This is a genomic window from Novosphingobium sp. HR1a (assembly GCF_015594425.1).
Lineage (GTDB): Bacteria > Pseudomonadota > Alphaproteobacteria > Sphingomonadales > Sphingomonadaceae > Novosphingobium > Novosphingobium resinovorum_A.
The window spans coordinates 95,072-117,261 of sequence record NZ_JABXWS010000063.1 but is presented as its reverse complement, the minus strand read 5'-3'; the positions used below and the strand labels follow the sequence as shown (position 1 = coordinate 117,261).

Annotated in this window: 15 protein-coding genes; 6 read left to right on the top strand and 9 right to left on the bottom strand. The window is 66.1% G+C overall.

Features of this window, described 5'->3' with window-relative positions; genetic code table 11:
* Nucleotides 1-2: 2 nt before the first annotated feature.
* The 4 genes from HWN72_RS17975 to HWN72_RS17960 all read right to left on the bottom strand — a co-directional run bounded on the left by HWN72_RS17975 (nucleotide 3) and on the right by HWN72_RS17960 (nucleotide 5,777).
* Complete coding sequence (locus HWN72_RS17975) at nucleotides 3-3,041, bottom strand: efflux RND transporter permease subunit (protein ID WP_211150916.1); 3,039 nt, start codon at nucleotides 3,039-3,041, stop codon at nucleotides 3-5.
* Entirely contained in the window at nucleotides 3,038-4,063 is a 1,026-nt protein-coding gene (locus HWN72_RS17970) for an efflux RND transporter periplasmic adaptor subunit (RefSeq protein WP_036528364.1), read from the bottom strand. The genes HWN72_RS17975 and HWN72_RS17970 overlap by 4 nt, the downstream gene beginning before the upstream one ends.
* Nucleotides 4,060-5,364 carry a TolC family protein gene (locus HWN72_RS17965; RefSeq protein ID WP_036528363.1) on the bottom strand — a complete coding sequence of 435 codons (1,305 nt, stop codon included), beginning with the start codon at nucleotides 5,362-5,364 and terminating at the stop codon, nucleotides 4,060-4,062. The genes HWN72_RS17970 and HWN72_RS17965 overlap by 4 nt, the downstream gene beginning before the upstream one ends.
* Before the next feature lie 98 nt (nucleotides 5,365-5,462).
* Entirely contained in the window at nucleotides 5,463-5,777 is a 315-nt protein-coding gene (locus HWN72_RS17960; protein WP_008828763.1) for a PepSY domain-containing protein, read from the bottom strand.
* Nucleotides 5,778-5,907: 130 nt separating this feature from the next.
* On the opposite strand from HWN72_RS17960, the gene HWN72_RS17955 reads away from it, so the two are divergent.
* Both HWN72_RS17955 and HWN72_RS17950 read left to right on the top strand, forming a co-directional pair.
* The gene (locus HWN72_RS17955; RefSeq protein ID WP_008828764.1) at nucleotides 5,908-6,582 is read left to right on the top strand and encodes a response regulator transcription factor; all 675 of its coding nucleotides are present in this window, start codon (nucleotides 5,908-5,910) and stop codon (nucleotides 6,580-6,582) included.
* Nucleotides 6,572-7,960: an ATP-binding protein gene (locus tag HWN72_RS17950; RefSeq protein ID WP_051587060.1), complete on the top strand. Its 1,389-nt coding sequence runs from the start codon at nucleotides 6,572-6,574 to the stop codon at nucleotides 7,958-7,960. Before HWN72_RS17955 ends, HWN72_RS17950 begins: the two co-directional genes overlap by 11 nt.
* Before the next feature lie 23 nt (nucleotides 7,961-7,983).
* Here HWN72_RS17950 and HWN72_RS17945 read toward each other — a convergent pair whose 3' ends face one another.
* Nucleotides 7,984-10,023, bottom strand: coding sequence for a TonB-dependent siderophore receptor (locus HWN72_RS17945; protein ID WP_162177416.1), 2,040 nt, complete (start codon nucleotides 10,021-10,023; stop codon nucleotides 7,984-7,986).
* Nucleotides 10,024-10,485: 462 nt separating this feature from the next.
* On the opposite strand from HWN72_RS17945, the gene HWN72_RS17940 reads away from it, so the two are divergent.
* Both HWN72_RS17940 and HWN72_RS17935 read left to right on the top strand, forming a co-directional pair.
* Nucleotides 10,486-12,588: a TonB-dependent siderophore receptor gene (locus HWN72_RS17940; protein ID WP_211150915.1), complete on the top strand. Its 2,103-nt coding sequence runs from the start codon at nucleotides 10,486-10,488 to the stop codon at nucleotides 12,586-12,588.
* Between the two features lie 10 nt (nucleotides 12,589-12,598).
* Complete coding sequence (locus tag HWN72_RS17935) at nucleotides 12,599-13,312, top strand: hypothetical protein (protein ID WP_248006094.1); 714 nt, start codon at nucleotides 12,599-12,601, stop codon at nucleotides 13,310-13,312.
* A gap of 82 nt (nucleotides 13,313-13,394) precedes the next feature.
* Here HWN72_RS17935 and HWN72_RS17930 read toward each other — a convergent pair whose 3' ends face one another.
* The 4 genes from HWN72_RS17930 to HWN72_RS17915 form a co-directional block, all read right to left on the bottom strand.
* Nucleotides 13,395-16,499, bottom strand: a complete 3,105-nt coding sequence (locus HWN72_RS17930) for an efflux RND transporter permease subunit (protein WP_211150914.1) — start codon at nucleotides 16,497-16,499, stop codon at nucleotides 13,395-13,397.
* Nucleotides 16,496-17,686 carry an efflux RND transporter periplasmic adaptor subunit gene (locus HWN72_RS17925; protein WP_051587058.1) on the bottom strand — a complete coding sequence of 397 codons (1,191 nt, stop codon included), beginning with the start codon at nucleotides 17,684-17,686 and terminating at the stop codon, nucleotides 16,496-16,498. The genes HWN72_RS17930 and HWN72_RS17925 overlap by 4 nt, the downstream gene beginning before the upstream one ends.
* Entirely contained in the window at nucleotides 17,683-19,194 is a 1,512-nt protein-coding gene (locus tag HWN72_RS17920) for an efflux transporter outer membrane subunit (RefSeq protein ID WP_231958338.1), read from the bottom strand. The genes HWN72_RS17925 and HWN72_RS17920 overlap by 4 nt, the downstream gene beginning before the upstream one ends.
* Before the next feature lie 80 nt (nucleotides 19,195-19,274).
* Nucleotides 19,275-19,955 (bottom strand): response regulator transcription factor, encoded by a 681-nt coding sequence (locus HWN72_RS17915; RefSeq protein ID WP_036528359.1) that lies wholly within the window; start codon nucleotides 19,953-19,955, stop codon nucleotides 19,275-19,277.
* Between the two features lie 148 nt (nucleotides 19,956-20,103).
* Between HWN72_RS17915 and HWN72_RS17910 the strand changes: the two genes are divergently transcribed.
* A complete protein-coding gene (locus tag HWN72_RS17910; protein ID WP_008828632.1) occupies nucleotides 20,104-20,787 on the top strand; it encodes a response regulator transcription factor in 684 nt (227 codons plus the stop codon).
* The gene (locus HWN72_RS17905; protein WP_211150913.1) at nucleotides 20,774-22,132 is read left to right on the top strand and encodes an ATP-binding protein; all 1,359 of its coding nucleotides are present in this window, start codon (nucleotides 20,774-20,776) and stop codon (nucleotides 22,130-22,132) included. The genes HWN72_RS17910 and HWN72_RS17905 overlap by 14 nt, the downstream gene beginning before the upstream one ends.
* Nucleotides 22,133-22,190 lie beyond the last annotated feature (58 nt).

The window sequence follows — 22,190 nt, the reverse complement described above, 5'->3', positions numbered from 1 at the left end:
GGTCACGCGGTCTTCGGCAGGGTCAGCCGCACCAGCACCGGCATCGCCAGCAGGACCAGCGGATACTGCAGCAGCAGACCGGCGATGATCGCGATGGCCAGCGGTTGCTGGATGCCCGATCCCTGTCCGATCGCGAAGGCGAGCGGCAGCAGCGTCAGGATCGCCGCGAGCGTCGTCATCGTGATGGGACGCAGGCGGTTGCGGCTTGCCTCGCGCGTGGCCTGCTCCGGCGGCATGGTGTGGGCCAGTTCCTCGAACTCCGAGACGTAGAAGATCGCCATCTCGGTGCCGATTCCGATGATCATCGTCATCCCCATCAGCGCCGTGATGTTGAGATCGACGCCCGCCAGCCACAGCGCCGTGAACACCGAGGTCGTCGAGAGCAGCGAACAGCCGATGATGATGACCGGCAGCCAGAAGCGGCGGTACAGTACCAGCAGCAACACCAGTTCGGCGATCAGCGCGGCGGCGAACACCTTGATGAGCCCAGAGAACGCGATCTGCTGCTGCTGGTAGAGGCCGCCCAGTTCGTAGCGTACGCCGGGGCTCAGGGTGCCGGGCTTGTCGAGGGCGGTGGTGACGTCGGCGACTGCCGCGCCGATCCCGCGGCCCTGGATACGGCCGGTGACGGCGATCATCGGCTCCAGGTTCTCGCGCCCGATCTGCGGCTGCCCGGTGACCGGCTCGATCGTCGCCACGCGTGACAGCGGGAAGACGTGGCCATCGGTGGCCCGGATCGGCAGCTGGGCAAGACCCGCTTCGCTCATGGTCATGGCGTCGGGCAGGCGCACGCGGACGTCGACGGCCTTGTTGGGCTGGGCCAGCGTCGTTGCGACGGCCCCGGTCAGCGCGGTGGACAGCTGGCTCTCGACGTCGGCGGGGACGACCCCTTCCATCCCGGCGCGAACCGGATCGACATGGACGTTGAGCGCATCGCCTGCCAGCTGGACACCGTCGTTGACCTCGACGACGCCGGAGATCTTGCTGATCGTCGCGGCGACCTTCTGCGCTTCCCCTTCGAGGATCGACGGGTCCGAGGCGTAGAGCTTGACCTCGATCGGCTGCGGCACGGCGGTGAGATCGCCGATAAGGTCCTCGATCAGCTGCGCGACCTCGACCTGCACGCCGGGCACCTTGACGGCGATCTCGTCGGCTACGGCGGCGGCGATTTCCTCGGTGGGGCGGCTGTGATCCGGTTTCAGGCGCACGAAGTAGTCGCCGTGGTAGCTCTGGCCAAGGTCTCCGCCAAGGCCGGTGCCGAGGCGGCGGGAGAACGTCGCGACTTCGGGATTGGCGCGCAGCATCGCGTCGATCTGGCCAACCTGCCTGCCGGTTTCGTCCAGCGAGGTGCCCGCCGGAGTCCGGTAGTCCATGACGAAACCGCCCTCGTCTACCTTCGGCATGAAGCCGGTGGGCACATTGGAATATCCGACGTAGCCGATGACGAGCAGCGGCACCGCGATCACCGCGAGCAGCCAGGGCCGCGCGGACAGGCGGTCGAGCGCGCCGTCGTGGACGTGCGCGAGACGGCCCTCTCCGGCCGCGCCGGGGTCATGCCACTTGTTGAAGTCCACCAGTCGGCGGGCGAGAATGGGCACGACGAATGCGGTCATCGCCCAGGAGATCGCCAGCGCCGCCGCCATCGTCACCGACAGCGCCTTGGAGAACGCGCCGGTCACGCCGGTCAGGAACGAAAGAGGCAGGAAGACGATCAGCGTCGCCATGCTCGACCCGGTCAGCGGGGTCATGAACTCCCGCGCGGCGGGCATGACGGCGGCGTCTCCGGCGAGCTTGCCGTCGGCGTCCCGGGCGCCTGCACGGCGGGCGATATGCTCGACCATGACGATGACGTCGTCGATCAGCAGGCCGACCGCCGCTGCGATGCCGCCAAGGGTCATGATGTTGAAGCTCATCCCCAGCATGCTCAGCACCAGCACGGTGATGGCCAGCGTTGCCGGCACCACGATCACCGCCACCAGCGTCACCCGCCAACTGCGCAGGAACCACAAGAGGACGAGACCGGCGAGGACGAGGCCGATCAGCACCGCGTCGCGCACGCTGGAGACGGACTGCGTGACGAGCTGGCTCTGGTCGTACCAGTTCACCAGCTTGACGCCTGGGGGCAGCTTGAGGCCGTTCAGCTTCTGCTCGACTTCCTGCGCGATCTTGACCGCGTTGCCGTCCGGTTGTTCGTAGATGTTGAAGAGGACGGCCGGTTTGCCGTCTTCGACGATGCGCTGCCAGACTGGAAGCGCGCCGTTCTGCACGGTCGCGACGTCGCGCACGCGCACCACGCCGGTGGGCGTGGCCTTGACCACGATGTCGCCGATCTGGGCGGCGCTGCTGACGCTGCGGTCGGCGATCACTAGCGAGAGGCGGCCGCGATCCTGCACCTGGCCCACCGCGCTCAGGACGTTGCCGCTTTTGATGGCGGTGGAGAGGTCGGTCATCGACAGGTTGTAGTCGGCCAGGCGGTGCGGGTCGGCGAGGACCTGCACTTCTGCCGTGTCGCCGCCCTGCACGCCGATGCGCGCCAGGCCGCTGATCGACGAGAGCAGGGGGGTGATCTGGTACCTGGCGAAATCCTGCAAGGTAACCGGATCGACCTTGTCGGAAACCAGAGCGTAGGAGATGATCGGGAAGACCGTGGGATCCATGCGGCGCACGTCGTACTGCGTGCCCGCAGGCAGTGTCGGCACGACCCGGCCAACGGCGGTATCGACCAGCTGGGTGCTGGCGATCATGTCGCGGCCCCAGCCGAAATCGACCGAGATCTGCGCGGAGCCCCGGCTCGTTTCCGAACGCACGTTCTGCACGCCGGGAATGGCGCGGATCGCCTCTTCCACCGGGCGCGTGACGGTCAGCGCGGTCTGGTCGGCAGGGCGGCTGCCGGCATCGAGGTCCACCACAACGCGGGGGAAGGAGACTTGCGGGAACAGCCCGATCGGCAGTGCGAGGGCGGCGACGATCCCGGCGAGCGCCATTGCCAGCGCGACCAGGACGATGGCCCGCGATTGCGAGCCCAGCAATTTCTCGATCATCGGTTGCTCCGGCGTACGGCTCCGCCGTCATCGACCTGATAGGCGCCATCGACGATCAGCGGGCGGCTGGCGTCGAGCTTGCCCTGGACTACATCGCCCTTGTCGGACGAGAGCAGGACCTGAACGGGCACCGACTGGGCCTTGCCGCCGATGATCTGGAACACGCGGGACGGACCTCCGGCGGTGACGACCGCCTTGTGCGGCACGACCCAGCCCTGGACTGCGCCCGTCTCGATCGCGACCTGCATCGATTCGCCCGGCAGCAGCGTACCGGCGGGGAAGCTGAGATCGACGTCGATGAGGCGGCTGGTCGCGTTCAGTGCGCTGTCCACGCGGATCACCTTGCCGCGCAGGTCGCCGCCGCCCGAAAGGCGCTTGAGGCTGGCGGACTGGCCGACGGCGATCCCGGCCCGCGCCGCCGGATCGACGCCTACGGTTACGACGATCCCGCCTGCCTTTGCGACGGTGAGGATCGGGGCTCCGGCCTGCGTGCGGTCCCCTTGCGCGACGGCGACGGTCGTGACGACCCCGTCGAACGGGGCGACGATGGTGTGGCTGGCTCGGCCGGCGCCGTCCGCCTGCAAGGCGGCGAGTGCGGTCTGCGCATCGGTGACGGCCTTGGTGGCCTGGGTCAGCTGGTCACGCGTGGCAAGCTGCTGGGACAGGAGCTGCGCGGTGCTGGCCTCCTGCTTGCGTGCCGCGGCAAGGGCGGTCACGGCCTGCAGGTAGCCGCTGCGCGATGCGGGCGCGGTGACGAACGTCGCCAGCGTCTGTCCGGCATGCACGGCCATGCCCGGCGCGACGGCCAGTGCGGTCACTTGGCCGGGCTGGGCCTCGCTGAACGTCATGGTGCCGTTGAGGGCCGGGCCGACCGATCCGTAGGCCACGACCGTTGCCGGCAGGGAACCCTGCCTGGCCGGGATCGTGGTGACGAGCACGGTGGGCGAGGGGGTCGGCGTCGGTGCATTCGAGCCGCAGCCCGCCAGCAGCGCCACGGCCGAGAAAGCGAAAAGCCTTTTCATCGGGCGTCCACCGGGGTCGTCGATTCAAGATCGACGGTCGGCAGCCCGGCGCCAACAAGCGTCTGGATCGCGATCTGGCGATCGAGCAGGGCAAGCTCCAGCGTCATGATTTCCTGTTCCTTGGTGAAGCGGTTCAGGACGAGGTCGACATAGCCGCGCTCGTCCAGATTTGATGCGCCGAACGCGGCCTGGGCGCGAGCGGCGGCGGCGCGTGCGTTCGGCAGGTCGCGCCTGGCGACCTCCAGTTGCGCCGACAACTGCTCGTACTCGCGCAGCAGCGAACCGATCGTGCCGATGGCCGCGGAGAGGCGGGCATCGTAATCGGCATGCAACTGTGCGCGGGTCGCGCGGGCAGTCGCGACGGCGGCCTGGCCCTGATCGAAGATCGGCAGGCCGATCTGCAGGTTCGGGCCGCCATTGATGACCTTGGCATTGTCGCTGGCGACGCTGCCGCCGAGGATGAGGTCGGGGAACTGCGACTGGATCGCCTGACGCAGTTGCTCGTCAGATGCGGCATATCCCATGCGCAGGGCCAACAGGTCCGGTCGCCGATCGGGCAGGGTGGCGATCTCGCCGCGCACTTGCGCGGGATCGAACGGCGGCAGATCAGGCTCGGCGGCGAGGGGGACAACCACTTCCGGGGACAGGCCCAGCAGAGCATTGAGCTGGTGTCGCAGGTTCAACTGCTGCTGGTCGAGCGCGTCCAGCGCGGAGCGGGCGGATTGCAGAGCGACACGATCGGGAGCGACGGTCACCAGCGTGACGGTCTGGCTGGCGAGGGCCTTGTCCAGCTTGGCGCTGCGTTCGGCGAGGAGCTGATAGGCCGCGAGATAGTTCTGGCGGTTGCGGGCGCCGATGATCAGGTCGGTGGCGATCTGCCGGGCCTGGCCTGCGACCTGCCATTCCTGCCAGACGACGCTGGCGTCCACTTGCCGCTCGCTGGCACGGGCCGCGCGCTGGCGCGACTTGTACGTCAGGATGCTCTTGATGTCCTGCGCGAGGCCGAGGTTCCAGGCGGGAACCGTTCCGGCACCCGACAGCAACGGCAGGAACGCAGCACTCAGCGAGGGGTTGGCAAGCAGCCCGGCCTGCTCCGTCTGTCCGGCGGCGATGCCGCGTTGCAGGCGCGCTGCCTTGAGGTCGGGGTTGTTGGCGAGCGCCAGCGTTATCACCTGCGCGACGGTCAGGGGAGCTTGCGGCGTCGATGCATCGAGGGCGCCGAGGCTCGGCGCAAGCGGGGCGGCGGTCGAGAGCGGCAGGGGGGTGTAGCGCGCGCAACCGGTGACGGCCACGGCAAGCAAGATCGCTACGGAGTGCCTAAAACGATGCCTGTCCATACCGGTAGGGTGTCTTTGCAAAGAGGGCGGGGCGGCCAAGCAACCGCCCCGTCGCAGGTGTATCAGTCCGGGTTCTTGCCTTCGGCGGCATTCTCGAGGATCGCGCCGGTCTTGGCATCGACGCCCACTTCGAATGGCTTGCCGTGGCTGGTGATGTCGAAGGAATAGCGCAGGCCGCTGCCGCCCTTTTCCTTCTCCAGTTCCTGGTCCGTGATCGTGCCGGGCCGTGCCTTCAGCGCGGCGATGCGCGCCGATGCGAGAGTGACCTTGGCCTGGGCGGCGTATTCCCCGCCTTTCAGCGCGGCGGGCTTGGCCGACGCAACCGAAGATCCGGCACCTACCAGGGCAAGTGCGACGATGATGCTGGAAGTTTTCATCATGGCATCCTTAAGAGCGGGACTGCTCTATGACGCGAACATAAACAACTGAACCTTTGCCCAAGATGATTGAAACATTGTTTTTTGCCAACTTGCAGATGCATCCGATGCGAGCGAAAAAGGACACGGCATGAAAATCCTGCTTCTCGAGGACGACGACGCGACCAAGGCGCACCTCGAGCGCGTGTTGAGCGCGGCCGGACATGTCGTGGATGTCTGCTCCACCGGACAGGACGCGATCTTCCTGGGTTCGACCGGCGATCATGCCGTGCTGATCCTCGACCGCATGGTGCCGGGGCTCGACGGGCTAGGGGCGCTCAAGGCCTTGCGGGCGATGGGCGTACGAAGTCCGGCGCTTTTCCTGACCGCGATGAACGGGGTGGAGGACCGGGTCGAGGGCCTGGAAGCCGGGGCCGACGATTACCTTGCCAAGCCTTTCGCGGCCAGCGAACTGCTCGCCCGGGTGAATGCGCTCGCGCGGCGGCCGCCGATCGTCGAACTGCAGACCTTGCTGCGGATAGACGATCTTGAACTTGACCGGGTGAAGCGGACGGTGATGCGCGGTGGCCAGCGTATCGACCTGCAGCAGCAGGAACTGAAGTTGCTGGAATACCTGATGCTCCACGCGGGCGAAGTGGTCACGCGGGCCATGCTGCTGGAAAACGTCTGGTCGTTCCACTTCGACCCCAAGACCAACGTGATCGAGAGCCACATGAGCCGGTTGCGCGCGAAAGTGGATCGCGGCTTCGGCAAGGAACTGATCCAGACCTTGCGCGGCGCGGGGTATCGAATCGATGCCGCCTGAGCACCGGCCTAAGCGCCGGGCTTCCGGGCCGATCCGCAGCGCGGCCTTCCGTTTCGCGCTGCTTCTCGCCGGGGTCTTCGCCATCGGTGCGGCCGCGCTGCTGATCGTCGTCGAAGAGCAGATCGGGCGCTATGCCACCGAAGCGACGAACGGCGGCCTGCAGGCGGAGATGAGCGTGCTTCAGGGCGAATACGCGCAACTCGGGCAATCCGGTCTGACCGACGCGATGGCCCGTCACGCAGGCGTTCGTCCCGAGGCACCCTATCGCTACCTGCTGCTCGATGTCGCAGGCCGCCGCCTGTTCGGCGATCTTCCGGCGACGGCGATGACGGAGGGCTGGAGCACGGTGAACGTGATAGAGCCCGAGCCGGGCCAGCAAGGCACGCGCCGGGAAAGCATGACTACGCTCGGCGCGCGTCTGCCGGACGGGTTGCGGCTGGTCGTGGCCAGCGACAACTACGACGTGCAGATGCTGCGCCACCGGCTCGGCCGCTTCACCCTGCTCAGCGGGATCGGCATCACGCTCTTCGCACTGCTGGGCGGATATCTCACCGGGAGGCTCTTCGTGCGTCGTCTCGACCGGGTAAACGGCGCGGTCGATCGCATCGTCGAGGGGGACCGAGCGGAGCGGCTGCCGATGATCGGCCTAGGCCCGGAATTCGACGAACTCGCGCGGAACCTGAATCGGATGCTTGATCGCAACGCGGCGGCGATGGAGGCACTGCGGCAGGTTTCGAACGACATCGCGCATGATTTGCGCACGCCGCTCAGCCGTCTGCACCAGCGGCTTGAGCAGATGCAGGACAGCCCCGAGATCGAACCGGCGATGATCGACGACGCCCTTGAACAGACGTCCGGTATCCTCGCGACCTTTCAGGCGCTGCTGCGGATCGGCGCGCTCGAAGGTGGGGTCGGGCGCCGGCGCTTCACGCAGGTAGATCTCAGCGAACTGATGGACCGCGTCCATCAGGCTTATGCCCCGGTGGCCGAGGATGCCGAGCACATCTATCTCGCCGACCACGCACCGGGCATCGTCGTGGACGGCGACGGGGAACTGCTGGCGCAGCTCTTCACCAACCTGGTGGAGAACGCCATCGTCCACACGCCGGCGGGAACGACGATCACGTCCCGGCTCTTCGTGGAAAATGGGGGCATCGTGGCCGAGGTGTCCGATACCGGGCAAGGTATCCCGGTGTCGGAGCGCGCCAACGTCTTCCGGCGGTTCTATCGCCTCGATGCCAGCCGCCATACCGAGGGTTCGGGGCTCGGCCTGGCGCTGGTGGCGGCGATCGCAGCCCTGCACGATGCAGTCTGCACGATCCCCGGGAATGCCTCGGGCCTGACGGTCCGGATTGCCTTTCCGTCCGGCCCATCCTGACGGCCCGTCACCCGTTTGGCTGCTTACGGAAACTGCGTGGAGATGCTCAGTTTGACCGTCGCCGGCAGGCCCTGTGCGAGCAGGCTCGATCCGGTCGATGCCCAGTAGCGCTTGCCCGTGATGTTCTCACCGTAGATGCGCGCCGTGGTGCGGTTGCCCAAAAGGTCGAACGTATAGCTGGCGCCAAGGTCGAACGTCTCGTAGCCCGGGACGAAGCCCTGGTTGAGCGCGTTGACGGCCCTGCGGCCGACATGGAACATGCCCGCCGAAACTCGCAAGCCCTCGACCACCGGAACGCGGTATTCGAGGAACAGCGATCCGGAATATTTCGACACGTTCTCGATCAGCTTGCCGACCACGGTGGCGTTGCCGGACTTCTGCATGGCATCGAGATACATGGCGCTGGCGGCGATCGACAGGTTGGGTACGACTTCGCCGACCAGGCTGAACTCGGCGCCTTCGTACGCGGCCTCGGCATCCTGGACGAAGACGTTCGCGCTGTTGAGATAGGCCGAGGGCCGCTTGATGTGGAAGTAGGCGCCGGTCGCGAGCAGGCCCCGGAGCGGTTCGATCTTGATGCCGACTTCTTTCTGCTTGCTGATCGCGGCCGGCAGGATCTCGCCGGCATTGTTCGCGATCTGCTGGGCGATCGGGCCGGGTTCGAGCCCTTCGATGTAGTTGGCGTAGATGTTGGCCCAGCTGATCGGCTTCACCATGACGCCGTAAGTCCAGGTGCCCGGCTTGATCTTGTAGCTGGTGGTACGGCTGACGTCGCTGTAATCGGTCTTGCGATAGCCGACGGTCGCCTGCAGCCAGTCGCCGAGGGAAGCCCGATCGAAGATGTACAGCCCGAGGTCTTCGACGCGCGAGGGGTTGGCGATGATCCGGGGCGGGGTCGGCTGCCGCGGGATCACTACCGGATCATAGAGGTTCTGCGCGAAGCTATAGCGCACGGCGGTCGGCACGTTGCTGTCGCGGGTGTAGAAAGACACGCCGAGCAGCAGGTTGTGCTCGATCGGTCCGGTGCGGAACTTGCCGGACAGGTCGCCGCGATAGATCACGTTCCTGTAGTCGTTGCCGTCCGTCATGGCGACCGTGACGGTCCCGTCGCCGGTCGCCAGATTGTAGCCGCCGAACGAGGAATAGGCCCGCCCCCGGGTGAGGTAGGACTGCCCGATCGCGGCGGAGATGCGCCAGTCGGGCGTCAGGTCGTAGTTCATGCGGGCCAGCAGGTTGGTTTCCCAGCCGCGCCCCTGCATCCAGGCCGCGCCGAGGTTCTTCGACGGCGACTGCAGCGGCGGTATCGCGATGACGCCGTTCACCGCAGCCGGTAGGCTGAATTCGGTCGGCTCGGTGACGGACTTGTAATTGTATTCGGCGTCGAGGAGGATTTCGAGCCCGTCGGCTGGGCGCCAGTCGAACGACCCTGAGGCAAAGCGGCGAATGCCCTCGCTGCGCTTGAGGCCGGTCTCGATGATCGAGGTTCCGGCGTTCACGCGTAGGCCCGCCGCGCCGAAGCTGCGCCCGATGTCGAAGCCCGCGCCAACCGATCCGTTGCTGTCGCCCTGGACATCGAACCGGGTCACAGGCGCGGCGTTCGGCCGCTCGGTCACCAGGTTGACGATGCCGGACGGCGTTGCGAATCCGTAGTAGAGCCCCGCCGCGCCCTTGAGCACCTCGATGCGATCCTTGCTCTCGATGGGCTGCTCGATCAGGTTGACGATCGGCAGCACGCCGTTCCAGCGCACGTTGGTGAAGTTGTTCAGGACGATCCCGCGAATGGCGAGGTTGCTGTAGATCGCGGTATTGATCTGTGCCTGGGTGACGCCCGGCGTATTGCGAACGGCGTCGATCAGTCCGCGCGCCTGCTGCGCCTCAAGAAGGTCCTTGGTCATGACCGCGATCGTCAGCGGGGTATCGCGCAGGAGCGAATCGCGGAACGTGCCCGCTTGTACGTAGTCGGCGCTGAAGGTGTCCCGTCGGTCGGCCGTCACCACGATCTCATCCGCGCGGACGGGAGCATTCTCGTCGGCGGCCTGGGCCGCGGCAGCGATCGGCAGCAAGGCCGTTATGCTTGCGGCCGCAAGACCCATCCTGTGAAAGGCGTTCGACGAGAGGGCATGAATGCGCGGCGCGGCCAAAGTGTATCTCCCTGCAATGTGCGATTGCGCCCCATTGAAGTAGTTGAGACGCATTTGCAATAAGCGAGAAATATTTCGCCTGAGGGATCGTCTCGGCCCCTTCGCGGAGCTCGTCGATCGTTCCGGGGGCAGCACAGGAACGATCTGGAAACCGCCGCAAACGCTCCGTGCGTGCCCAAACATTACCGAAAATCAATTTGCGATTGATAGTGATTATTGATAGCCGAACGGCCGTCGCTAAGAGGGCCTGCTCTAGATCATAAGATGGCATTGCAAGGGCGGCGGAGAGGCGGGTTCGTCAACGCCGGAGTAAGTCTCATTCGCCAGTCAGTGTTTTCGCCGTGGCTCGTTGCCGCCAGTGTCACCGCATGCCCGGCTTCCGCCATGGCCCAGGCGGTGAACGGCGAACCTGTCGCCGGACAGGACATCATCGTCACTGCGCGCGCCGCACCCGTGGCGATCGGCGCCGACGACCGTTACCAGCCGACGCCCGACGCCTCGACCTTGCGCAGTTCGCTGCCGCCACTCGACGTACCGCAGGTCGTCAACATCGTCTCGGCGCAAGTGCTGCGCGACCAGAAGCCGCGCTATCTCGATGATGCACTTTCCAACGTCAGCGGGATCACGCAGGGCAATACGCTTGCGGGCACGCAGGACACGATCATGAAACGCGGCTTCGGCGGCAATCGCGACGGTTCGATCCAGCATAACGGCATGCCGCTGGTGCAGGGGCGCGGGTTTAACGCCGCGGCGCAGAGCGTCGAAGTGCTCAAGGGGCCGTCATCGCTGCTCTACGGCATCATGGATCCGGGCGGGGTCATCAACGTCGTCAGCAAGAAGCCGCAGTTGAATGCGCGAACCGTGGTGTCCCTGACGGGGTCGACTTATGCGAATGCCCGCAACGGCTACGGCGCGACGCTCGACACGACCGGTCCGATCGGCGGCACGGGTCTCGCCTATCGACTGATCGTCGATCACGTGAACGAGGATTACTGGCGCAATTTCGGCAAGCGCCGGGAAACGCTGATCGCGCCGTCGCTGGCCTATTACGGCGCCACCACGCAAGTCGTGCTCTGGTACGAATATAGGGATTTCCTGGCGCCGTTCGATCGCGGAACTGCGCTCGATCCGGCGACGCTCAAGCCTCTGGACATTCCGCGCACCCGGCGGCTGGACGAGCCGTTCAACGCGATGAACGGCCAGAGCCACCTCGCGCAGATGTCGGCCGACCAGCAACTGGGCGGCGGCTGGGCCGCGCATCTCAGCCTCAGCTACAACGAGGAAACCTACGACGCGAACCAGTTGCGCGTGAATGGCGTCAATACCGCGCGTGGGACTCTGCTGCGCAGCAACGACGCCACGCACGGCGCGCTCAGCACGGACTATTACGGCACCGCCTATATCGACGGCAGCGTGAACCTGCTGGGCATGCGCCACGATCTGCAGGTCGGGGTAGAGGCGGAATCGCGCAAGATCTACCGCAAAGACCTGCTGCGCCAGGCGACGACCAGCACGTTCAGCTACCTGAACCCGGTCTACGGTCTGGAACAGCCGTCGAGCACGGTGTCCGCCAGCGACAGCGAGCAGACAGACAAGCTGCGCAATTATTCGGCCTTCCTGCAGGATACGTTGCACCTCACCGATCGTCTTATCGTGGTGGGCGGCGCACGCGTCCTGCACTGGAGCCAGATCGCTGGACGCGGGCGGCCCTTCAAGCAGAACACCGACACGAACGATACCGTGGTGCTGCCACGCGCAGGGCTGGTCTACAAGTGGACGCCGACCTTCTCGCTCTACGGCAGCTATTCCGAGTCGCTCAAGCCGGCCTCCACCATCGCCCCGCTGTCTGCGGGCGTTGTGCTCGATTCCGGCTTTGCGCCGGAGCGTGCGCGCTCGTGGGAAGTGGGCGCGAAGATCGACATTCCCGGCCGTATCACCGGCACCCTCGCACTGTTCGACATCCACAAGCGCAACGTGCTGGTCTCGCAGTTCAACGACCAGACCAAGCAGACCGACTACCGCACCGCAGGTGCGGCGCGTGCGCGCGGCGTCGAACTGGACCTTGCAGGTCAGATTCTGCCGCAACTGAGCGCGATCGGCAGCTTCGCTTACCTCGATGGCAAGACCACGGAGGATCCTGTTTTCGCCGGCAATCTGCTGTGGAACGCGGCGAAGTACACCGCATCGCTTTCGGGGGTCTACGACTTCGGCGAGATCGTCGGCAACGACCGGTTGCGAGTGGGCGGTGGCCCTCACTACGTCGGCAGGCGGGCGGGCGATTCCGCCAACAGCTTCTTCCTGCCGAGCTATGTGACGGCAGATGGCTTCATCACGTATGATACGCAGATCGCCGGACACAAGCTGGGGCTGCAGTTCAACGTGAAGAACATCTTCGACAAGACCTATTACCCTTCGGCGGTGAACAGCTACTTCGTGTCGATCGGCGATACCCGCCGCTTCTCGCTTGCCGCCTCGCTGGAATTCTAAGGGTCTGATGATGACGAAACTTCGCTATGGGCTGACCGCATTGGCCCTGACGCTGGCAGCGTTCTGCGCGTCCGGGACCGCCATGGGGGCTTCGGGCGCCAAGCCTCGCGACGTGGTCATGCTGGTGCAGCAGGGCGGCCCCAGCATTGCCATCGACGAGAAGGTGCGCGCGCATCTGGCGGAAAAAGGCTATGCGGTCCGCTTCGAGAACCAGGACGCCGATCCCGGGACCGCGCGTGGTGCCGCGCTGGTCATCGTGTCATCCACGGTGTCCTCCAAAGACGTGAAGCCGGGCTGGCGCCAGCTTGCGGTGCCGCTGCTCAGCTGGGAGAACGACATCCTCGACGATCTCGCGATGACCGGAAAGCGGCACGACGTCGATTTCGGGGAGGCCGACAAGGAGCGTTATCTGTGGATCGTCAACGCGCCGCAGCCGATGGCGGCGGGCCTGCCGGCCGGGGTCGCCAACGTTTATGTCAAGCAGGCCGGCATGAGCTGGGGTAAGCCCGGCCTTGGCGCGACAACGATCGCCACGATCTACGGCCAGCCCGAGAAGGCGGCGATCTTCGGTTATGAGAAGGGCGCGACGATGGATTACGAAGCGATCGCACCCGCGCGCCGTGTGATGATGTTCTTGGGCAACGACACGTTCGCGAATCTCTCGCCGGTGGGCCTGCGCCTGTTCGACGCCGCGGTCGAATGGGCGGCCGGAGGAATGCGCTGACGGTGCCGGATAGGCTAACCTATTGATGCAAAAAGGCCTGCGGGGACGAACTGTCCTCGCGGGCCTTTTTCTTTCGGCGCGATTAGGCCTGAGCGGGTGCGCCTTCCCCTTGCTTGCGCGCGCGCCACCGGCGGCCGGATACCCGCAGTCGCTCGAACCACAGGAAGATCACCGGCGTGGTGAACAGCGTGAGTACCTGCGACACGATCAGCCCGCCGACGATGGCGATGCCCAGCGGCTGCCGCAGCTCCGCACCGGCGCCGGAGCCGATCGCCAGCGGCACCGCGCCGAGCAGCGCGGCAAGCGTGGTCATCAGGATCGGGCGGAACCGCAGCAGGCAGGCTTCGCGGATCGCGTCGAACGCGGCCAGTCCGCGCTCGCGCTGGGCGTGGAGGGCGAAGTCGATCATCATGATGGCGTTCTTCTTGACGATGCCGATCAGCAGCAGGATGCCGATGATTCCCATGATCGACAGGTCCTTGCCCGCCAGCATCAGCGCCAGCAAGGCGCCCAGACCCGCAGAGGGCAGGGTGGAGATGATCGTCAGCGGATGGATCGCGCTTTCGTAGAGCACGCCCAGCACGATGTAGATCGTCACGATGGCGGCGAGGATGAGGAAAGGCTGCGTGCTGAGCGAAGCCTGGAACGCCTGCGCCGCGCCCTGGAACGAGCCTTTCACGGTGGCGGGCATCCCGGCGGCCTGTTCGGCGTTCTGGATCGCTGTGACCGCCGTGCCCAGCGCCACGCCGGGTGCCAGGTTGAACGAGAGCGTTACGGCGGGGAACGGCCCCTGGTGCGCGATCGTCACCGGCGCCACGCCTTGCTTCACGCGCACCAGAGCGCTGAGCGGCACCAGCGCCTGCGTGGTGCTGGAGCGTACGTGGAGGTGGGTGAGGGCATCGGCGTCCAGCTGGAAGCGCGGATCGACTTCCTCGATAACGTAGTACTGGCTCAGCGGATCGAAGATCGTGGCGACCTGCCGCTGGCCGAAGGCGTCGTAGAGCGTGTTGTCGATATCCTGCGCCTGCACGCCAAGACGCGACGCGGTGGTCCGGTCGATCTCCAGCGTCATGCTCGTCGAGGATGCCTGCTTGTCGGATGACACGTCCTGCAGTTCGGGCAAGGTCTTGAACTTGTCCTGCAGGATCGTCGCCCACTTGTAGAGTTCGGGCAGGTTCCCGTCCTGCAGAGTGTACTGGTACTGGGCGAGGCCGCTGCGCGCGCCGATCTGGATGTCCTGGCGAACCTGCAGCCCTTGCGTGACGCCGGGGATTTCGGCGATCTTCTTGCCGAGGCGGGCGAGGATATCGTCCGCCGTCACCGAACGCTGGTCGAGCGGCTTGAGGTTGAGGATCATGCGCCCGTCGCTCATCGTCGGATTGGGGCCGGCCCAATAATCGACCGTATCGACGTCGGGATCGGCCATGGTGACCTTGGCGACCGCGTTCAGCCGCTTGGAAATGTCTTCATAGGAAATATCCGGTGCACCGCGAATGGTGCCGATCACGAAGCTCGTATCGACCTGCGGGAAGAACCCCTTGGGCAGCGTGACGTAAAGGCCCCCGGTTAGTGCCACGGTGGCAACAAAGCTGAGCACCGTCAGTCGCTGGTGCCGCAGCGCGACGTCGAGCAGCCGCTCGTAGCCGTCGTTGAGCGCGGTCAGCCAGCGTTCGGACCAGCGATGGAAGCGGCCGTGCCTGCGCCCTTTCTCGTCCCGGATCAGCCAGCCGCACAGCATCGGCGTGACCGTCAGCGAGACGATTCCCGATGCGATCAGCGCGACCGTGATGGTGACGGCGAATTCGCGGAACAGTCGGCCGATCAGCCCGCCCATGGCGAGGATCGGGATGAACACCGCAATCAGCGACACCGTCATCGAGATGATCGTGAAGCCGACCTCGCGCGAGCCTAGCAGCGCCGCCTCCATCGGCGACTTGCCCTCCTCGATATGGCGCATGATGTTCTCGATGACGACGATGGCGTCGTCCACCACGAAGCCGACGGCGATCGTCAGTCCCATCAGCGACAGGTTGTCGAGGCTGTAGCCCAGCGCATACATCACCGCGAACGTGGCGATGAGCGACAGCGGGATGGTGAGGCTGGGGATCAGCGTCGCCCAGAAGTTGCGCAGAAATACCAGGATCACCATCACCACCAGCGCGATCGTGATCATCAGCGTCAGTTGCACGTCGTTCACCGATCCGGTGATCGTCTGCGTGCGGTCGGCCACTACGGCAAGATGGACAGAAGGGGGGAGCGAGGCTTCCAGCGCAGGCAGCTTGTCCTTGATGCCCTTCAAGGTGCTCATGACGTTGGAGCCGGGGCTCTGCGCGATGTCGACGATGATCGCGCGCTTGCCCTGGAACCATGCGGCCTGATGGACGTCCTCGGGGGCGTTCTCGACGGTGGCCACGTCCGTTAGGTGGATGGGGGCACCGTTGCGATAGGCGACGACGACGTTACGATAAGCCTTGGCGTCCATGAGCTGGTCGGTGGCACTAAGCACGACCGACTGGTGAAGGCCGTTGAGCGTGCCTTTGGGCGCATTCACCGTTGATGTGCCGATGACCGTGCGGACGTCCTCCAGCGTCAGATCGAGGCCCGTCAGGCGGTCGGGATCGACGCGGACGCGCACGGCCGGTCGCAGCTGGCCGTGGTAGTCTACAAGGCCGACGCCGGGCAGCTGCGAGATGGGCTGGGCGATGTAGTTCTCGGCATAACGGTCCACTTCGGTCAGCGGCAGCGTGTCGGAGGTGAGCGCCAGCGAGTAGATCGACGCGCCCGCCGGGTTGACCTTGTGGTAGGTCGGCGGGTTGGGCATGTTCTTGGGCAGCAGGCCCGCCGCCGCGTTGATCTGGGTCTGGACGTCCACGGCGGCGCCGTCGATGTTGCGGTTGAGGTCGAACTGCAACGTGATCTGCGTCTGCCCGAGCGAGCTGGACGAGGTCATTTGCGTGACGCCGGGAATGTTTGTGAGCGTGCGTTCGAGCGGCGTGGCCACCGAAGTCGCCATCGTATCGGCGCTGGCACCCGGCAGGCTGGCCGAAATCGAGATCGTCGGATACTCGACCTGCGGCATCGAGGAGATCGGCAGGGACAGGTAGGCGACCAGGCCCAGCAGGACTACGCCGATCGCCAGCAGGCACGTGCCGACCCGGCGATTGATGAAGGCGGCGGAAAGGCTCATTGTGCCTGCTCCGCTGCAGATTGCGCTGACGATTGGGCCTTGACGGGTGCTCCTGCGGACAGGCGCGACTGGCCCGAGACCACGATTTTCTCCCCGGGTTTCAGGCCCGAGAGGATTTCGGTGAAGCCATCGACGGCGGGGCCTGCCTTGACGTTGCGGACCTCGGCGGTGCCGTCGCTCTTGACGGCATAGACGTAGCGGCCGGTCTCGCTGGTCTGGACGGCCTGGCTGGGCACCACCGCCACCCCGCGGTCGGTACGGACGAGCACGCGCGCGGAGACGAATTCTCCCGGCCACAGTGCCCGGTCGCCGTTGCCGAACTCGGCGCGGAGCTGGAACTGTCCGTTCGTCTGGTCGACGTTGCTTCCCACGAACAGGAGCCGCCCATCGACGATGTGGCTGGCGCCGTCCCGCGAATAGACCGACACCGGAAGCGCACCGCTGCGCTGGCCGGTGAGCACTTCTCCCAGCGAATCCTGGGGCAGGGTGAAGAGCACGGAGATCGGCGCCATCTGCGTCACCGTGACCACACCGGTCGTATCACTGGCGTGGACCATGCTGCCCTGATTGACCTGTCGCAGGCCGACACGCCCCGCGATCGGCGCGACGATCCCGGCGAATTCGACATTGAGCTGGGCAGCGGCGATCGCGGCATCGTCCGCAGCGACGGTGGCCTGGAGCGCTGCGGCCTGCGCCTTGGCGGCATCGTAGCTTTGCGTGGTGCCCGCTCCGGCCTGTGACAGGGCACCGGTGCGCGACACTTCCTGCCGGGCATTGACGAGCTGCGCCATGTCCCGAGCCCGCGCGGCCTGCGCTTGCGCGAGCACGGCCTGATACGGCCGGGGATCGATCTGCGCGAGCAGGCGGCCTGCTTGTACCTCGTCGCCCTCGTTGAAGGCCAGGCGCATGATCTGGCCGTCCACCCGCGCCTTGACGTCCACCACCTTCAACGGGGCGACGCTGCCGATCCCGGAAATCCAGATCGGCATGTCGCGGGTCGTGACGATGCCGGTGACGACCGGTATCGGCTTGGCGGAGGCATCGGCCTTGGCGGTGCCCGACTGGCCGCCGTCATAGACGGCGAAACCGGCGATGGTCGCAACGGCAAGCATGGACAATCCCGCCAGCTTCCAATGCAGCGGCAGGCGTGGCCGATCCTGATGAGGGGCGTGTTCGGTTTCGTTCACCGGGATTTTTCCTGAGATTGAAGCGGAGCGGAGCGTGACGTGGGCGCCGCCGCGAACTGAAGGTCGGCCCGGCCGAAGCCGCCGCCGAGCGCCCGGCACAGGCTGACGATCGCCTGCAGGTGCGTCAGCCGGGTCTGGGCGAGGGAATCGCGTGCTTGGTACAGCGTCTGCTGCGTAGTCAGCACGCTGAGGTAATCGGCGCTGCCGAGACGATATTGGGTCATCGCAAGGGCGGCGGCGCGCTGCGCGGAAGTGGCGCCGCCTTCCTGAAGGGCTTCCTGCGCACGCGCATTGGCGATCGCGCCAAGCGCATCCTCGACTTCCTGATAAGCGGTGAGAACCGTCTGGCGGTACGTGGCGACAAGCTCGGCCTGCCTCGCGCGGCTGACCTTGAGCTGGCCGCCGAGACGCCCGCCGTCGAACAACGGGGCGAGCAATCCGGCCGCGCCATCGGCGATGGCGACTGGCGGGAAGACGCTTCCGGCGCCCGCTGCGCGCAGGCCGCCGCTGGCGGAAAGCGACAGGCTTGGAAAGAACGCCGCACGCGCCGCGCCGATATCGAAATTGGCGGAGACGAGGCGGGCTTCGGCAGCCTGCACGTCGGGGCGCAGCGCCATCAGTTGCGGCGGCAGGTCTGGGGATATGGCGGGGCGCAGCACATCGTCGAGAGAGGCTCCCTCGACGGTAAAGCCTTCCGGCGGTCGGCCGGTCAGCACCGCAAGGGCGTCCTGCGCTACCTTCAGTTGCTGTACCAGTGCCGGGACGGCGGCGTCGAGCCCGGCGATCGAGGTTTCCTGCTGGCGCAGTTGCAGGTCCGTCGCCGTCCCGGCCGACCGCTGGGCCTGTATGAGAGCGAGCACCTTGCGGGCATCGTCCGCCTGTTGCCGCGCTATGCCAAGCCTTTCGCGAAGCGACAGGACAGTGAAGTATTCGTCTGCGACCGAGGCGGACAGCGTCATCGCGACCGTCCCCGCATCGAAGGCGCTGGCCCGGGCGAGCGCGACCCCGGAACCCGCCGCCGCGCGGTTTTTGCCCCAGAAATCGAGTTCGTAGCTGGCCTGCGCCAGCACGTTTCGCGTCGGGCTTGAAGTCGAGCCGGAAGATGCACCGGCAGTCCCGCTGAGCGAAAGCGACGGCGCAAGCGGCGCGGCGACGATCCGTGCGGAGCCTTCCGCCTGACGGACCCGGGCGACCGCGGCCTGCAGGGTGAAACTGTCGGACAGGCTGCGCTCCATGAGCCGATCGAGTTCCGGGCTCGCGAAGTGCCGCCACCAGTCGCTGCGCACGGTAGCCGGCGGCTCTCCCTGAAGTGCTGGCTGAGCGGCCTGCGTATCCCATGCACCGACGGGGGCGATCGAGGGGCGGTGATAGGCGGGCGTCAGCGAACAGCCGCCGAGCGAGGCGGCCAGCGCAACGGCCAGGGCAAGAGGCGCGTGGCTCCGCCCCGCTGGTTTCAGCGGATCGCGGCGTGGCCCGATGCGGGCGGTATCGAGGTTATGATGCTGCACCGGCACCGGGTAGCGGGCCGACGATGGAGCGTGGTTCGTTCGAACATTAAATCCGTTTTAGGGTCCGCCAATGCCCAAGATCAAAGGATGGGCGCCGCCATGCGATAGCCTGCCCCGTGAACGGTCTGGATCAACTGCTCCGGCGGGTCGCGATCGATCTTGCGGCGCAGGCGATGGATGTGCCGGTCGATCAGCGCGTCTATGGGCTCGAAATCGTAATCCCATGCCGCCTCGATCAGCATGGTGCGGGTGACGATCCGTCCGGCATTGCGCATCAGGAATTCCAGCAGCAGGCTCTCCTTGTGCTGGAGCACCACGTCCACTGCCCCGCGCACCGCGCGCCGGCTGGCCGGATCGAACGAGAGGTCGCCCACTTTCAGCACGGCATTCGACCGCGCGCGATCGGCGCGCCGCGCCAGCGCTTCGATCCGCGCGCTCAGTTCGGCGAAGGCGTAAGGCTTGGCGAGGTAGTCGTCGCAGCCGGCACGAATGCCCTCGGCCTTGTCCAGTGCACCCGAAAGGGCACTGAGCATCAGGACGGGGGTGTCGTTCCCGGCCTTGCGCATGGCCTGCACGATGGCGATGCCGTCCATTCGCGGCAGCATCCGGTCGATGACGGCGACGTCGTAGAAACCCTCCGTCGCCAGCATCAGGCCGGTCTCTCCTTCCTGCGCACGATCGACGACGTGGCCGCTTTCCTGCAGCCCGCGCACGAGGTAGGAGGCTCCGCGATCGTCGTCCTCTATGACCAGCAGCCGCATGAAGGGCGTTCGCTTTCGTGAAACCGATTTAATGTTTGTGCGAAGCTGTGAATCGCACGGCCATGGCATAGGGTGCTCTAGCAGCACCGGGGCTCTGCGTGCCATGCGGTTTCGTATGCACCCCAACGAAGGAAGCACGGACAGTGACATGGCGAGAATCCTGATCGTCGAGGACGACGCGCAGACCGCCGAGGAGGTGGCCGCTGCCCTGACCGACCACGGCCACGACGTGACGCTTGCCGGAACCGGCCGCGAGGGACTGCTGATCGCTGCGGCCGAATCCTTCGATGCGCTGGTTGTGGACCGGATGCTGCCCGGCGGCATGGACGGGCTGACCATCGTATCGACCTTGCGGGCGACCGGGGACGATGTGCCCGTCCTCGTGCTCAGCGCTCTGTCGGACGTCGGCGAGCGCGTAAGGGGGCTCAAGGCGGGCGGTGACGACTACCTGGTGAAGCCCTTCGAATTCCTCGAACTGACCGCTCGCGTCGATGCCCTGCTGCGTCGGCACACCGCGCCGCAGCGCGAAACGGTGCTGCGTGTGGGCGATCTCGAACTCGACCTGCTGACTCAGGCCGTGCGCAGGGGCGGGCGCAGCATCGAACTGCTGCCCCGCGAATTCCGCTTGCTGGAATACCTGATGCGCCACGCCGGACAGATCGTCACCCGCACGATGATGTTCGAGGAAGTCTGGCACTATCACTACGACGAGCCGACCAATGTGATCGACGTGCACGTCAGCAAGCTGCGCCGCAAGATCGAGCGCGCCGACGCGCCGCAACTGATCCAGACCGTGCGCGGCTCGGGGTACATGCTCCATGCGCCTGGTTGACCTTCCGCGCACCGGCAGCTTTCGGCTTGCCCTGCTGTTCCTGACGCTGTTCGGTGTGGCTTCGGCGGTGCTCTTCGGCTTCCTGTACCTGCAGACCGAACGCTTTCTGCTTGCCGGCATCGACAACTGGCTGGAACGGGAGGCGCCCGCCCGGTTCGATGCGGACCTCCCCGAAGTCCGCCGCCTTTTCACGCTTCACGCGGCCGACAATCGTGGCAACATGGAACGGGTATTCGTGCTCTATGCTCCCGAGGGACGGCGGCTGGCGGGCGACCCGCTGCCGCTGCCGGACACGCTGGAGACATCGGGCAAACCCTTTTTCATGACGGCTCGACGCGGTTCCAAGGTGCTGCGCTATCGCGGCGTGGCGCGTCGCTACCCATCGGGCGAGGTCGCGATCATCGCCGAAAACCTCCATGAATCGCGCGAATTCGACGAAGCCTTCATCAGTACGGCGGCCTGGGGAGCCCTGATCACCGCCGTGCTCGGCCTGGGCGGCGCCACGATCGTCGGGCTGGGAGCGGTGCGCCGCTTCGACGCCGTGGCCGACGCGATCCAGGAGATCGTGCGCGGCGACTTGTCGCGCCGATTGCCCGCGCGCGGCACGTCGGGCGACCTCGATCGCCTTGTCCATGTCGTGAACGGCATGCTCGACGACATCGAACGGCTGATGCAGGACGTGAAGGGCGTCTGCGACGGGATCGCGCACGACTTGCGAACGCCGTTGACCCGCATCCTCGCAGGACTGGAGCGTTCTCAGCGAAGGGCGGAAACGCGCGAGGATTACGCCCTTGCGGTCGATGACGCGATCGTCGAATTGCGCGGGGTACTGCGGACTTTCACCGCGATGCTGCGCATTGCCGAACTGGAGGACGGCGCCCGGCGCAGCGGCTTCTCGCAAGTCGATCTGCCGCTCATCCTGGCCGACGTGGTCGATTATTACGACCCTGCCGCCGAGGAGAAGGGCCTTACTCTGATCACGGCTTTCGATACCGAAGGGCGATGCACGCTCAACGGCGATGCGAGCCTGCTGTTCGAGGCGTTCGCGAACCTCATCGACAATGCAATCAAGTTCACGCCCGCCGGCGGCCATGTCGTCGTCGAACTGAAGAACCGCGCCGGCGGCCTGGAAGTCGCCGTGCGCGATACCGGATGCGGCATTCCGGCCGAAGAGCGCGAAGCCGTCTTCCAGCGGTTCTACCGCGCCGAACACAGTCGCAGCAGTCCCGGCAACGGACTGGGCCTTACTCTGGTGAAAGCCATAGCGCATCTCCACAACATGACCGTCCGCATCGACGCCCTGACGCCGGGCGCCCGTGTGGCGTTGATTGCAGCCGGCGCCTGAAGGTGTCGTGCGAACGTCACATTTGCGGTGCACTTCGGCGATGACATTTTCCCAACCA

Coding starts and splice junctions, on each gene's coding strand:
- HWN72_RS17975 (WP_211150916.1), bottom strand. CDS start 3,041: ATGATCGAGAAATTGCTGGGCTCGCAATCGCGGGCCATCGTCCTGGTC.
- HWN72_RS17970 (WP_036528364.1), bottom strand. CDS start 4,063: ATGAAAAGGCTTTTCGCTTTCTCGGCCGTGGCGCTGCTGGCGGGCTGC.
- HWN72_RS17930 (WP_211150914.1), bottom strand. CDS start 16,499: ATGAGCCTTTCCGCCGCCTTCATCAATCGCCGGGTCGGCACGTGCCTG.
- HWN72_RS17960 (WP_008828763.1), bottom strand. CDS start 5,777: ATGAAAACTTCCAGCATCATCGTCGCACTTGCCCTGGTAGGTGCCGGA.
- HWN72_RS17905 (WP_211150913.1), top strand. CDS start 20,774: ATGCGCCTGGTTGACCTTCCGCGCACCGGCAGCTTTCGGCTTGCCCTG.
- HWN72_RS17910 (WP_008828632.1), top strand. CDS start 20,104: ATGGCGAGAATCCTGATCGTCGAGGACGACGCGCAGACCGCCGAGGAG.
- HWN72_RS17940 (WP_211150915.1), top strand. CDS start 10,486: ATGGCCCAGGCGGTGAACGGCGAACCTGTCGCCGGACAGGACATCATC.
- HWN72_RS17935 (WP_248006094.1), top strand. CDS start 12,599: ATGACGAAACTTCGCTATGGGCTGACCGCATTGGCCCTGACGCTGGCA.
- HWN72_RS17955 (WP_008828764.1), top strand. CDS start 5,908: ATGAAAATCCTGCTTCTCGAGGACGACGACGCGACCAAGGCGCACCTC.
- HWN72_RS17915 (WP_036528359.1), bottom strand. CDS start 19,955: ATGCGGCTGCTGGTCATAGAGGACGACGATCGCGGAGCCTCCTACCTC.
- HWN72_RS17950 (WP_051587060.1), top strand. CDS start 6,572: ATGCCGCCTGAGCACCGGCCTAAGCGCCGGGCTTCCGGGCCGATCCGC.